Origin of the sequence: Rhodoferax sp., assembly GCF_028689295.1 — a bacterium.
In the GTDB taxonomy this organism is placed as follows: Bacteria; Pseudomonadota; Gammaproteobacteria; order Burkholderiales; family Burkholderiaceae_C; genus Rhodoferax.
This window is the reverse complement of the sequence record NZ_JAQTWL010000005.1, coordinates 21979-34096: the sequence shown is the minus strand read 5'-3', so window position 1 is coordinate 34096 and position 12118 is coordinate 21979. Positions and strand designations below refer to the sequence as shown.

Genomic DNA, 12118 nt, shown 5'->3' with positions numbered 1-12118 from the left:
GTCACAGTAGACCGGCCAGCCCCACCGCCTCGCGCCAAGCCACCAGTTTGCGCTCGAAAGACCAACTGGCATTGGCCGGACTGGTGGAGGGCAGGCGATGCACCGGCAGGCCCAGCGTGCGGGTCAAGCGCGCATGCCGAAAACTCTCGCCGCCGTTGTGCGCAATCAGCCGCAGTTCGGGACAGCGGCGCAGCAAACCAGCCAGGTCGTTGTCCTGCGGCTGGCGGATGGCACTGTCCAGGCTGCCTTGGCGCTCGCAAGACGCATACACATCCCACAGGCCCAATCCCTTGTCCAGCAGCCAGTCACATCGCTGGGCGTAACTGTCGGCACCGGGCAGCGGGCTGGCAGGCCAAAGCGCTTGCAGGAGCCGCCAGAAGGAATTTTGCGGATGGGCGTAATACTGCCGGCGCACCAGCGACGTGGCACTGGGAAAGCTGCCCAGCACCAACATCCGGGTATGGCCATTCACCAAAGCTGGCAAACCTTGCAGGCGTGTGGGCGCGTTCACAACGGGCGCTGATGCTTTTTTCCTGCAAAACAGGGCCTTTTGATCGTGAACAGTCGATTCCATGTAACGAATTGTAGAAACCCATGCGAATTATCAATTCTGATTTTCTCAGGATGCCAAAAATAGCCCTGCGAGTTCGAAGGAGTGCAATTCCTGATGGGAAATTTCTACAAGGGTGCAGCGGACTCTCAAAGTGTTTGACCGCTCATGGTGAGTGGCCAATGTTCAACTTAACAGGAGTGTCATCATGGAAAAATTTGTACTTGCCACCCGCCGCTTCATGCGTGACGAGGGGGGCGTGACGGCGATTGAATATGGGCTACTTGCTTCGCTGGTTGCTGTAGCCCTCATTGTTGGTGCGACCCAACTGGGCACGAACTTGAATTCACTATTTTGCGACATTGCAAAAAAAATATGGTCCGCAGCTGTATGCGCGTAATTCGACTCGCTACCCCGTTACGGTGATGAAGCCAAGTGCCAGCACCTGCCGTTACGGGGTGGCGGATCACTCTGTTGTTTTCATGACAGCTTGCAATCGACGCCATTTTCTACGAACTTCCTGCCATGAAATACCAACGCGGTGTCACCTCCATTGAATACGCCCTGCTCGCCACCTTGATCGCCGTCGCCATCATCGTGGGGGTCGGTGCTACCGGGGAAGCGAATGCACAGAGCTGGTCCAACTGGACTGCCAAGGTGATTGCTGCTGTGAAGGGGCACTGAGTCCTTGAATTGATTTTTGAATGATTCCGGTTCGTCCGGTTAGTACCAAACATAAGAAAGTAGAAGGGCACCAAATGCAGTTCAATATCGTTCCAGAAGCATGGCAGGCCATAGGCCTTACCGCTCTGGTGCTGCTGGTGCTCGCCGCCGTGGTGTTCGACCTGCGGCAGCGGCGCATTCCCAATGCGCTCGTTTTGCTGGCGCTGGGCGCTGGCCTTTTCATCAACCTCATCGGCCCGCAAATCTGGCTTCGTGGCACCGGGCTGCTGACATCCTACCCCAGTGCGCTGGGGGCCCAAGGCGCATTGCTGGGGGCGCTCACCGGGCTGGCCGTCTTCTTACCGTTTTATCTCCTGCGCGCCATGGGCGCCGGCGATGTCAAGCTGATGGCCGGCATTGGCAGCTTTGTCGGCCCGGCCACGGCCATCGATGTGGCGCTATTCATTTTGGTCACGGGCGGCGTGCTGGCCATGGTGCGCATGGTCTGGGTGCGCAAAACGCAACTGGTTCTGTTCAATGTGGTGACTGCGCTCAGTCAGTTGGTGCCCGGCACGGCGGCCAGCTTTGACCCTGCCACCCAGTCCGCTGACCGCATGCCTTACGCGCTTGCCATGGCTGGCGGCCTGCTGGCCTACGGCGCGTGGATTTTCAGCGGCCATGCCCCGCTGGTCAATTTCTGAAAGCAAGCATCATGGATGATCTGTTACACACCCCATTGCCCTCGCAGGCGGAGGCGGAGGCGGCCAGCTTGCCCGCTGCCTTTTTGACCGACCTGGCGCTGCGCCACTTTGCGCGGCTGGGTGAGCTCAAGCTGGTGCAGATTGCGCAACAGTTGGGCATGCCCGTGCCGGCTGTCGATGACTTGCTGACGAACATGCGCAAGCTCGGTCTGCTCGAAGTGCCGCGCCGCGGCGCGCTCGAAGGCGATGTCAGCTATGCCCTGACCGACGCCGGCCAGCGCCAGGCCCGGCTGGCCTATGAAAAATGCAATTACGTCGGCCCGGCGCCGGTCACCCTGCCCGATTACGTGGCCCGGGTGGGCGAACAAAGCCAGCATCTGGCGCCCGTGCGCGCCGCGCGCCTGCAGCAGGCGATGGGCGACCTGGTGATCGACCCGGCCATGCTGCCCACGCTGGGCAGTGCGCTCAATTCGGGCAAGACCATTTACCTTTACGGCGCCAGCGGCAGCGGCAAGACCTATCTGGCCGAGCACCTGGTCAAGACGCTGGAGGGCCACATTCTGGTGCCGCATGCCGTGTATGTGGACGGCGAGGTGATTCAGGTCTATGACCCGGTGGTGCATCAACTGGCACCCGTGGCCATCACGCCCGCGCACGGCTTGGCACGCGCGGCGCCACTCGACGGCCGCTGGGTGCTTGTCGAGCGGCCCGTGGTGATTGCCGGTGGCGAGCTCACCCTGGAAATGCTCGACCTGGCCTACGACCCGCACACCCGCCTGCACATTGCGCCACCACAAATGAAGGCCAACAACGGCATCTTCGTGGTGGACGATTTTGGCCGCCAGCGGGTTAGCCCGCATGAGTTGATGAACCGCTGGATCGTGCCGCTGGACCGCCGTGTGGATTACCTGGCGCTCAATACCGGCACCAAGTTCAGCGTACCGTTTGACGTGCGCGTGGTGTTTTCGTCCAACCTGGCACCCGAAGAGCTGGTGGATCCGGCCTTTGCCCGGCGCCTGGGTTACAAGATTCACTTGCTCCCCATGAACGCGCAAAGTTACCGCGCCGTGGTGGCGCAAGCCTGCGCGCGCAGCGGCGTGCCGCCCGATGCGGCCGGCATCGACTACCTGGTCAACACGCTGCACATGCGCAACCTCATGCCCTATCTGCCGAGCCTGCCGTTCGATGTGATCAGCAAGATTGCCGACCTCGCGCGTTACCTGGAAGAGCCCCCGCGCATGACACCCGAATTGCTGGACTGGGCGTGGGCCAATTATTTTGGTGGTAACGACCCGTTGGCACAGGTCAAAACCAGCCCGACCGTTAATCAAGGAGAATGAAATGAAGAGCAAACGTGCAATCATCATGCTGGCCCTGTCGGTGCTGTTGGGCATCGCGGCGGTGTTGCTGGCCGCCCGCTGGATGGGTCAGCAGGCCGCCACCGACAACACCACGGTGCTGGTCGCCTCACGCGACTTGGAACTTGGCCAGGCCATCTCGCCCACCATGTTGCAGTCGGTGCAGTGGCCCAAGGGTGCGGTGCCAGAGGGCGCCTTTGACGACCCCAAGAAAGTGGAGGGCCGCGTGGTGCGCAGCAGTATCTTCAAGGGCGAACCGGTGCTGGCGCCCAAGCTGGCCCCCGAGGGCACCAAGGCCGGGCTCGACTCGGTGATCAAGGCAGGGCACCGCGCCATCACTGTCAAGGTCAACGAGGTGGTGGGCGTGGCCGGTTTCCTGGCGCCTGGCAGCTTTGTCGATCTGCTGGTCAACTTCAGGGATGAACGCGAAAAACCGATGTCACGGGTGGTGCTGGAGCGCATCATGGTGCTCGCCATTGCGCAAGAGGCGCAGCGGCCCGACGAAACCAAACCCAAAGTGGTCAATGCCGTGACGCTGGAGGTCACGCCAGAGCAGGCCGAAAAAATCGACCTGGCACGCAACATCGGCACGCTGTCGCTGATTCTGCGCAACCAGGTTGACACCCAGGATGCCGCCACTGACGGCGTGCGCCAGCAAAACCTGTTTTCCGCCGAGCCACCGGCTCCGGTGGCTGCCGCCGCGTCGGCTCCGGTCAAAAAGGTGGTACGGCGGTCCCCGCCCAAGCCCGTGGCCACAAAACCGGCCGAAGAACCCAAAGACCGCGTGGAAGTGATCCGTGGCCTGCAAAAAGCAACCGCAGAATTTTAAGGAAAAGACCATGAAAAACCTTTTGCACACCCCCCTGTCGGCTTCCCTCTGTGTGGCCATGGCTGCCGCGCTGGCCGCAACCACTGCGCTGGCGCAAGCGCCCGCCGTGATCAAGGGCACCACCGCGACCAAAGCCACCCCGGTGGCAGCTGAGGTCAACACCGATCTGTCCACGGTCGGGCCGGCGCTGAACCTGACCATCGGCAAGTCCACCATGATGCGGCTGCCCTCGGCCATCACGCGCATTTCGGTCGGCAACCCGACCGTGGCCGACGTCACCCTGATCAGTTCGACCGAACTCTACCTGCTGGGCAAGACCTACGGTTCGACCAACCTGATCATCTGGCGCAAGGGCGCCGGCCCCACGGCGATCGATGTCAACGTGAACATCGACGTGGCGCGCATGGAGGCCAAGATTCATGAGCTGCTGCCTGGCGAAAAGGGCATCAGGGTGCGCCCTGCGGCGGATTCGGTCATTCTGACCGGCACGGTCTCCAGCGCCGTCAAGGCCAAGGCGGCCGAAGACATTGCCAACGCCTTCGTGCGAGACGTGAACAAGAGTATTGATCTTCCCATCGTCGCCGGCGACGCCAAGGTGGCACCCGGCACCAAGCTCCAGGTGAGCAGCACCAGCGGTGGCGCAGGCGCGGCCAGTGCCAAGGTGGTGAACCTGTTGCAGATTGCCGAAGCCCAGCAGGTCATGCTGGAGGTGAAGGTGGCCGAGGTGTCCAAGACGTTGATGGACAAGATGGGCGCCCAATTCAACGCCACACAAACCAACGGCAGCTGGGTGTATGGCATTGGCTCCAATCTGTTGAGTGGCGGTGCCGGTCTGTTCAGTGCCATCAAGAACGGCACGAACGGTCTCTCAGTTGATCTTGAGAAGAACGATGGCCTGATCAAAATCCTGGCCGAGCCCAACCTGGTCGCCATCAGCGGGCAAGAGGCCAGCTTCCTGGCGGGAGGCAAGATATTCATCCCGGTGGGGCGCACCAACGATGCAGGTGGCACCACCATCACGCTGGAAGAAAAAGAATATGGCGTGGGCGTCAAGTTCACGCCCACCGTGCTGGAGGGCGGGCGCATTCACCTGAAGGTGGCGCCCGAGGTGTCGGAGCTGTCGCAGACCGGTTCCCCCTTCACCACCATCGGGGGTGTCACGGCGATTTTGCCGAGCTTCACCACCCGGCGTGCGCAAACCTCGGTGCAGTTGATGGATGGGCAAAGCTTGGCCATTGCCGGCCTGATCAAAAACAACGTAAAGCAGGCGGTGGACCGGGTGCCCGGCCTGGGTGAAGTGCCGGTGCTGGGCGCGCTGTTTCGCAGCAGCGAATTCCAGGGCGACCGCAGCGAGTTGATGTTTGTCATCACGCCGCGCCTGATCAAGCCGCTGGACCCCAACTACAGCCTGCCGACCGACAGCTTTACGCCGCCCAACCGTAGCGAGTTCTTTTTAGGCAACAAGCTAGAAGGCTCGGGCCATGAAGACATTCCGGCCGACAAGCGCAGCGCCCCGGCCAATGCGGCCCCGATCAATGCCACCGGTGGCATGGAAGTCAAGTAAGGAGTTTCATCATGACACACACACTTTTCCCCACCCGCTTTGGCGGTGCATTGACTGCCGCCGCGTGTGCGGCGCTGCTGACGGCCTGCGCCAGCACCACCCCGGTGCTCGATGCCAACTTTGGCAACGCGGTGCGCCAGGCACGCGCCGCCCAGACGCTCAACCCGAATGCGTCAGCCAACCGCGACCCGGTGCTCGGCATCGACGGCCAGGCCGGCGCCGCCGCGCAGGACCGCTACCACGAATCCTTCAAGTCGCCACCCAAGACATTTGAGATCATCAACATTGGCGGCGCGCTGACAGGCGACTGAGCGCCAGGCACAGCAGCAGGAGCAAAACCATGAATGCAGTCACACGCTTGAAAGCGACGCTTACCCAGCGCCAGCGGGGCGCAATGGCCATCGCATTTGCGCTTTCGCTGCTGGTGCTATTTGGCTTCATGGCCCTGGTGTTCGACCTGGGGCGCACCTACGTGGTGCGCACCGAGCTGCAAAACGCGGCCGATGCGGCCGCTTTGGCGGGCGCCAAGGACCTCAATCAAAAGCTAAGTGGTGTCACACAGGCCATTGCCACGGTTAAGGCGATTGGGTTGCAGAATGACACAAAGTTCTCGTTCAAGGGAAGTAGTGGCATTGTGATCACGGATGCCATGATCTTCGTCAACAATTGCCCCGAGGATAGGCCAGGATGTGAATGGCGACAGGCAAGCACCATTGCGTCTGATACGCAGGCCGCAGACAAGACTTTTCTCAAAGTCGATACAAAGCGAGATAAAAGCAGCGATCTCGGAACCCTCACCACTTTTTTCGCACGCTTATTTGGCAACACTTGGACCGGCGCCTACGGGTTTGCAGTGGCGGGGTTTTACCGGGTGGCTGTCACACCGCTGGCCATGTGCGCGATCGATTACAGGAAGTGCCCTGACGTAACCCCCGGTGGTATGTGCGGCTATGAGCTCGGAAAGGCGTACAAGGCGTCGGAGACGAATCCAATTGGTCCTGGGACGCTGTATTGGATCGACCCGCTTGCCACCACGCCCCCCTGCAGCGTCACCAGTGCCAACGAGTTCCGCCCCTATGTATGCCGGGGCGAGACGTTATTGTCAGTGGCCACTGCGAACACGGTCTATACCAATACCGGGATCAGCACCGGTCCTCTGCTGGGCGCGCTTGATTCGCGTTTTGGTGATTATCCCTCGGCATCCCAGTGCGAGCCGACCACAGCTCCGCCGGATGTGAACGTCAGGGGTTTCAGGTGGAAACCAGAGCCTAAGGATACGACAGCAGTCGTAGCGGACTGGATGAGTCCGCCACCCCTGAAGCAGACAGCCACCACCGTGCACACCACGACTAATCCCGACATCCTGACTGTCGATAATCATGGCGTGGCATGGGCGTTCAACAGGCCTGAGGGCGCGCCTATCCCCGCGCGAGCCCCCGTCCTCCCTGAACCCACCCCCCCAAACCCCTTGCCTCCCAGCGAGCTCCGCGAGCGAACAGCCGTGACACCCCCCTACCCCGCGACAGGAACACCTTATACCCAAAACGTCACACCGCCCACCGGCCAAGGCGCGCCTTACAAGACGGCGGAGCGGCGGGTATTGAATGTTCTGATTGTGCAATGTTCTGCAGCCGGTGGAAATTGCCGTCCAGCGGCCAAAAAAGCGGTCGGGCGCTTTCTCATGCAAACGCGAGCCAATGTCTCCGGCGACAAAGAGCTATATCTCGAATTCGGCGGAATCACAACTCTATCCTCGCTGACCACCGAAATCAGGTTGTACAAGTGAACACCCGTCCTCAACACATAGATGAAATGCGGCCGATCAAGCGACCAGCACAGATAGGTGCTGCCACAGTCGAATTCGCCTTCGTGCTAGTGATCATGCTGCTCATCATGGCCGGCATGGTCGAATTCGGCCGCACCTTCTGGTATGCCGATGCACTGACCAAGGCCACGCGGGATGGGGCGCGTGTGATCTCCTCCTGGCCCGCCGCAACCCTCAGCAGCCAGGGGCTTGGTGCGGCGCGCACCATCACCAAAGACAGCGCCAACGCGGCCAACGTTAGCCCGCCGCTTGCCAATGGCAATGTGCTGGTGCAATGTCTGAATGAAGCGTTCAACTCAGTCGCTTGCGCTGATGGCACCGCGCCAGCCAACGTCAGGGTCAGCATCGATGGCTTCACCGTGAACCTGGGTGAATGGTTTCCATTTATCGGGTCCGACGGCTTGATCAGTTTCGGCGGCATCCAGCTGGGGCCGCACACCACCATGCGCTACATGAACTGAGGCGTGCCATGAAAAACTCACCGCTTGCCAATGTCACATCAAAAATGCTGCAGCGTGGCGTTGCTGCGGTTGAATTCGCCTTGGTCGCCATTCCGTTCTTGTTGTTGCTGCTCGGCGCGATGGAGTTCGGCCGCCTGCTGTACCTCTGGAACACGGCGCAGGAAATGACCCGCAATGCCGCGCGGCAGGCGGTGGTGACAGATTTCAACGACAGCACTGCCATTGCAGCCATCAAGCGCTCTGCGGCTTTTGCCGAGACTGATGGTGGCTTTATGCCTGGCTCGTCTGAAATCTCCACCGCGAATGTCGTCATCCAGTACCTGTATGTCAAAACTAATGGCGATGTGGCGCCTGTCAAGAAAATGCCTGTCAGCCCCGCCGACAACATTGCCGCCTGCCTTGATGCCACTCGGCTTGATGAGTGCATCCGCTTTGTCGAAGTCTGCTTGAGCACGGGAACCACTTGCGACGACAAGAGCAAATCGATTCCGTTCAAACCCATGATTGGCCTGTTTTCAAGCAGCGGGACCAATTCCACCGACTTGACTGGTCTGCGCATTCCCCTATCCACCGTCCGGATGCCAGCCGAAAGCCTTGGCTTTGATCCAACTCTTCCTGAATGAAGACACCCTCATGAACCTCAAAGCCTCCCTGATCTGCTCCAGCGCCCAAGAACGCGAGGCGCTGCTTGCCACACTGGTCACACCAGCGGGGGTGGAGATCAATGTGCATGTGGGTGACGCCAAGCGCCTGTTGTCAGTCATGCAAAAGGACCAGCCCAATGTGGTGCTACTGGATTTGCCGGTGGCTGACAGCGGTGCCTTCGAGCAGATCGAGGCGGCCACCTTGCGGGTGCCCGGCGTGATGGTGCTGCTGGTCAGCCCCGACCCGTCCATTGACCTGCTCAAGCGCGCCATGCAGGCGGGTGTGCGTCATGTCTTGCCTGCTCCCCTGAACAAGAACAGCGTGCTGAGCGCCGTGGACTACCTGCGTGAATCGGCGTCGCTGAGTTCGCGATTGGTGGCAAACACGGGCGAGCTGCTCGCTTTTCTGAACGCCAAGGGGGGCTCGGGGAGCACGTTTTTGGCCAGCAACCTGGGCTATGCCCTGGCTGCCACCGGCAAGAAAGTGCTGCTGGTGGACCTGAACCTGTTTTTTGGCGACTTGGTGGCCAACGTGACCGACCACCAGCCGGGCTCCAGCGTGCTGGACATTGCCCGGCAAGGTGACTTGCTTGATGCCGCATTATTGGCGTCCAGCGTGTTGGCCGCCCGTGAGAATTTGTATGTGCTGGCCGCACCGCTGTTGCCTTACCGTATCGACGCGCTCACGCCAGCCGTGCTGCAAAAAATTCTGGAACTGGCGCTCAGTCAGTATGACATTGTCATTCTGGACGTGGGCCGCACGCTGGACCCGACCAGTATCAAGGCGCTCGACATGGCTGCCCGCATTTACCTGATTCTGCAACTGTCCCTGCCGGCGATTCAGAACGTCAAGCGCATCGAAACCGTCTTTGAGGGTTTGGGCTATGGGCAGGGCAAATTGAATGTGGTGGTGAACCGCTATGAAAAAAACGGTGCCATCGGGCTCGATGAGCTGGAGCGTGCCACCCAGACCAAGGTGGCGCGCACGGTGCCGGCCAGTTATGAGGCGGTGATGGCGTCGATCAACGAGGGGGTTCCCCTGCCCATGCTGGCTCCCAAAGACGCCGTGACGCAAGCCTTGCAAGCATGGGCCAATGATTTGTCGCCAGTGACGCTGAAACCTAAAAAAAGCTGGTTGGCGACGCTGACGGGCAGTCTTTAATACCAAGAGAGAACCATCATGGACCTTCAATCACAAGCAGAAGAACTCCGGCTGAAGTCATCCCCGACCGAGCCGGCCGGCGGGCACCCCGCTGCCGCCTACACGCATACCGAATACCACAGCCTCAAGGACAGCTTGCACAACCAGTTGCTGAGCCGGATCGACCTGACTGTGATGGGCGCGATGAAGCCCGAGCGTCTGCGCGAAGAACTAGGATTGCTGGTGGAGCGGCTGCTGCACGAGACCGGTGTGGCACTGAACGCGCCGGGGCGCAAGCAACTGGTGCAGGACATCCTCGACGAGATCATGGGCCTGGGGCCGCTGGAGGCGCTGCTGGCTGACCCTTCGATTTCCGACATTCTGGTCAATGGCCCGCACCAGGTGTACGTCGAGCGTAGCGGCAAGCTGCAAAAGACCGAGGTCAACTTTTCTGATGATGATCACCTGATGAAGATCATCGACAAGATCGTGTCGCGCGTGGGCCGGCGCATTGATGAATCGAGCCCGATGGTGGACGCGCGGCTGCCGGACGGCTCGCGGGTGAATGCGATCATTCCGCCGCTGGCACTCGATGGCCCGCTGCTTTCCATTCGCCGCTTTGCCGTAGTGCCGCTGACCATGAGTGACCTGCTCGATAAGCGCACGTTGACGCCGGTGCTGAGCCAATTGCTGTCGGCCATGGTGCGCGCCAAGATGAACATCCTGATTTCGGGTGGTACCGGCACCGGCAAGACCACACTGCTGAACGTGCTGTCGGCCTCGATACCGCACAGCGAACGCATCGTGACGATCGAAGACGCCGCCGAGCTGCAACTGCAGCAGCCGCATGTGGTGCGGCTGGAAACCCGCCCGCCCAACATCGAGGGCAAGGGCGAAGTGAGCCAGCGGGCGCTGGTGCGCAACAGCCTGCGCATGCGCCCGGACCGCATCATTGTGGGAGAGGTGCGGGGCGCCGAAGTGCTGGACATGATGCAGGCCATGAACACCGGCCACGAGGGTTCCATGGCCACGGTGCACGCCAACTCGCCGCGCGACGCGCTCACACGGCTGGAAAACATGGCCGGCTACGGCGGTGTGGCCATGCCGCAGGAGGCGATGCGCCAGCAGATCAGCTCGGCCATCATGGCCGTGATCCAGATAGCCCGGCTCAACGACGGGCGCCGCAAGATCATCAGCCTGCAGGAAATCAACGGCATGGAAGGCGACATCATCACCATGCAGGAGATCTACCACTTCAACCAGACCGGCATTGCGCCCGACGGCTCAGTCAAGGGCCACTTCAGGGCGACCGGCGTGCGGCCGAAGTTCATGGACCGGCTGAAGTCCTACGGCCTTGAGGTGTCTGACGAAACCTTTGACCCCACCCTTATTTACGAGTGACATCATGGACTACAGCTTTTCACTGTTATTGATCCTCGGCTTTGTGGCGGTGGTGCTGCTGTTCGAGGGCATCTACGCTTACTGGAACGACACCCGCAGCCCGGAGGTGCGCCGGGTGGCTGATCGGTTGCGGGCCATTTCTGCCGGTGGCCACGTCGAGGGCGAGGCCAAACTATTCAAGGAAAGGGTACTCAGCCACACCCCATCCGTGCAGCGCCTGCTGATGCTGCTGCCGCGCGTGCACCATTTGGACCGGTTGCTGCTGCAGGCCGGCAGCACCGGGACGGTGTCACACTTGCTGGCGGCATGTGCCTTTTTGGCGCTGGGCGGCTTGGTGGCGGGCCTGTTGCTGCAATGGCCGGTCTTTGTCATTTTGCTGGTCATATTGGCGCTGGCGCTATTGCCCTTGTTTCGGCTGGTGTTGCTGCGCAACAAACGGCTGCACAAGATCGAAGCGCAGTTGCCTGACGCCATGGACCTGATCGGCCGGGCGTTGCGCGCTGGTCATGCGTTTCCGTCAGCGCTGGCCATGGTGGGTGCGGAGGCGCAGGAACCGATTGCGAGCGAGTTCAAGATTACCTCTGACGAAATCAGTTTTGGCATCTCGGTGGACAGCGCGCTCAACAACCTGGCCAGCCGCGTTCCGAGTCCGGACATGCGTTACTTTGTGATGGCCGTGATCATTCAGCGCGAAACGGGCGGCAATCTGGCCGAGTTGCTGGGCAAACTGGCCGAGTTGGTGCGCGAACGCTTCAAACTGTTTGCCAAGGTGCGGGTGCTGGCGGCCGAAGGCAAGCTGTCGGCCTGGATTCTGGTGGCACTGCCGTTTTGTGTGGCTGGCGTGGTGCAGCTACTGAACCCAAAATACATGGCGGTGCTGTTCACCGATACGATGGGCATCAAGCTGGTAATCGGCGCGATGGTGCTGATGGTCGTCGGCATTTTTGCCATGTGGCGGATTATCGACATCCGGGTCTGAGG

13 protein-coding genes and 1 pseudogene are annotated in these 12118 nt (G+C 60.8%); 13 read left to right on the top strand and 1 reads right to left on the bottom strand.

Annotated features, from left to right (window positions below):
- Nucleotide 1: 1 nt before the first annotated feature.
- On the bottom strand, nucleotides 2–454 hold the full coding sequence (locus PHF15_RS06220) for a DNA-deoxyinosine glycosylase (RefSeq protein WP_300119963.1): 453 nt from the start codon (nucleotides 452–454) through the stop codon (nucleotides 2–4).
- Nucleotides 455–758: 304 nt separating this feature from the next.
- Between PHF15_RS06220 and PHF15_RS06215 the strand changes: the two genes are divergently transcribed.
- From PHF15_RS06215 to PHF15_RS06155, 13 genes and pseudogenes are all read left to right on the top strand, one after another.
- Nucleotides 759–950, top strand: coding sequence for a Flp family type IVb pilin (locus PHF15_RS06215; protein WP_300119821.1), 192 nt, complete (start codon nucleotides 759–761; stop codon nucleotides 948–950).
- A 125-nt stretch (nucleotides 951–1075) separates the two neighbouring features.
- A complete protein-coding gene (locus PHF15_RS06210) occupies nucleotides 1076–1234 on the top strand; it encodes a Flp family type IVb pilin (protein WP_300119819.1) in 159 nt (52 codons plus the stop codon).
- 74 nt (nucleotides 1235–1308) lie between these two features.
- Nucleotides 1309–1914: a prepilin peptidase gene (locus PHF15_RS06205; RefSeq protein WP_300119818.1), complete on the top strand. Its 606-nt coding sequence runs from the start codon at nucleotides 1309–1311 to the stop codon at nucleotides 1912–1914.
- An 11-nt stretch (nucleotides 1915–1925) separates the two neighbouring features.
- Nucleotides 1926–3254, top strand: coding sequence for a helix-turn-helix domain-containing protein (locus PHF15_RS06200; protein WP_300119817.1), 1329 nt, complete (start codon nucleotides 1926–1928; stop codon nucleotides 3252–3254).
- Between the two features lies 1 nt (nucleotide 3255).
- On the top strand, nucleotides 3256–4101 hold the full coding sequence (gene cpaB, locus PHF15_RS06195) for a Flp pilus assembly protein CpaB (RefSeq protein ID WP_300119816.1): 846 nt from the start codon (nucleotides 3256–3258) through the stop codon (nucleotides 4099–4101).
- A 10-nt stretch (nucleotides 4102–4111) separates the two neighbouring features.
- Complete coding sequence (locus tag PHF15_RS06190; protein ID WP_300119814.1) at nucleotides 4112–5665, top strand: type II and III secretion system protein family protein; 1554 nt, start codon at nucleotides 4112–4114, stop codon at nucleotides 5663–5665.
- 11 nt (nucleotides 5666–5676) lie between these two features.
- A complete protein-coding gene (locus PHF15_RS06185; protein WP_300119812.1) occupies nucleotides 5677–5976 on the top strand; it encodes a hypothetical protein in 300 nt (99 codons plus the stop codon).
- A gap of 29 nt (nucleotides 5977–6005) precedes the next feature.
- A complete protein-coding gene (locus tag PHF15_RS06180; RefSeq protein WP_300119810.1) occupies nucleotides 6006–7451 on the top strand; it encodes a Tad domain-containing protein in 1446 nt (481 codons plus the stop codon).
- Between the two features lie 26 nt (nucleotides 7452–7477).
- Nucleotides 7478–7951 (top strand): TadE/TadG family type IV pilus assembly protein, encoded by a 474-nt coding sequence (locus PHF15_RS06175; protein ID WP_300119962.1) that lies wholly within the window; start codon nucleotides 7478–7480, stop codon nucleotides 7949–7951.
- A gap of 44 nt (nucleotides 7952–7995) precedes the next feature.
- Nucleotides 7996–8154 (top strand): annotated as a pseudogene (locus PHF15_RS16965) (TadE/TadG family type IV pilus assembly protein); the annotation flags it as partial.
- Between the two features lie 430 nt (nucleotides 8155–8584).
- Entirely contained in the window at nucleotides 8585–9757 is a 1173-nt protein-coding gene (locus tag PHF15_RS06165) for an AAA family ATPase (protein WP_300119808.1), read from the top strand.
- 18 nt (nucleotides 9758–9775) lie between these two features.
- Nucleotides 9776–11137 (top strand): CpaF family protein, encoded by a 1362-nt coding sequence (locus PHF15_RS06160; RefSeq protein WP_300119807.1) that lies wholly within the window; start codon nucleotides 9776–9778, stop codon nucleotides 11135–11137.
- A 4-nt stretch (nucleotides 11138–11141) separates the two neighbouring features.
- Nucleotides 11142–12116 (top strand): type II secretion system F family protein, encoded by a 975-nt coding sequence (locus PHF15_RS06155; protein WP_300119806.1) that lies wholly within the window; start codon nucleotides 11142–11144, stop codon nucleotides 12114–12116.
- Nucleotides 12117–12118: the final 2 nt, after the last annotated feature.

Bases quoted from the DNA above. Each gene is read 5' to 3' on its own strand.
- PHF15_RS06220 (WP_300119963.1), bottom strand. From the start codon at position 454: ATGTTGGTGCTGGGCAGCTTTCCCAGTGCCACGTCGCTGGTGCGCCGG.
- PHF15_RS06215 (WP_300119821.1), top strand. From the start codon at position 759: ATGGAAAAATTTGTACTTGCCACCCGCCGCTTCATGCGTGACGAGGGG.
- PHF15_RS06210 (WP_300119819.1), top strand. From the start codon at position 1,076: ATGAAATACCAACGCGGTGTCACCTCCATTGAATACGCCCTGCTCGCC.
- PHF15_RS06205 (WP_300119818.1), top strand. From the start codon at position 1,309: ATGCAGTTCAATATCGTTCCAGAAGCATGGCAGGCCATAGGCCTTACC.
- PHF15_RS06200 (WP_300119817.1), top strand. From the start codon at position 1,926: ATGGATGATCTGTTACACACCCCATTGCCCTCGCAGGCGGAGGCGGAG.
- cpaB (WP_300119816.1), top strand. From the start codon at position 3,256: ATGAAGAGCAAACGTGCAATCATCATGCTGGCCCTGTCGGTGCTGTTG.
- PHF15_RS06190 (WP_300119814.1), top strand. From the start codon at position 4,112: ATGAAAAACCTTTTGCACACCCCCCTGTCGGCTTCCCTCTGTGTGGCC.
- PHF15_RS06185 (WP_300119812.1), top strand. From the start codon at position 5,677: ATGACACACACACTTTTCCCCACCCGCTTTGGCGGTGCATTGACTGCC.
- PHF15_RS06180 (WP_300119810.1), top strand. From the start codon at position 6,006: ATGAATGCAGTCACACGCTTGAAAGCGACGCTTACCCAGCGCCAGCGG.
- PHF15_RS06175 (WP_300119962.1), top strand. From the start codon at position 7,478: ATGCGGCCGATCAAGCGACCAGCACAGATAGGTGCTGCCACAGTCGAA.
- PHF15_RS06165 (WP_300119808.1), top strand. From the start codon at position 8,585: ATGAACCTCAAAGCCTCCCTGATCTGCTCCAGCGCCCAAGAACGCGAG.
- PHF15_RS06160 (WP_300119807.1), top strand. From the start codon at position 9,776: ATGGACCTTCAATCACAAGCAGAAGAACTCCGGCTGAAGTCATCCCCG.
- PHF15_RS06155 (WP_300119806.1), top strand. From the start codon at position 11,142: ATGGACTACAGCTTTTCACTGTTATTGATCCTCGGCTTTGTGGCGGTG.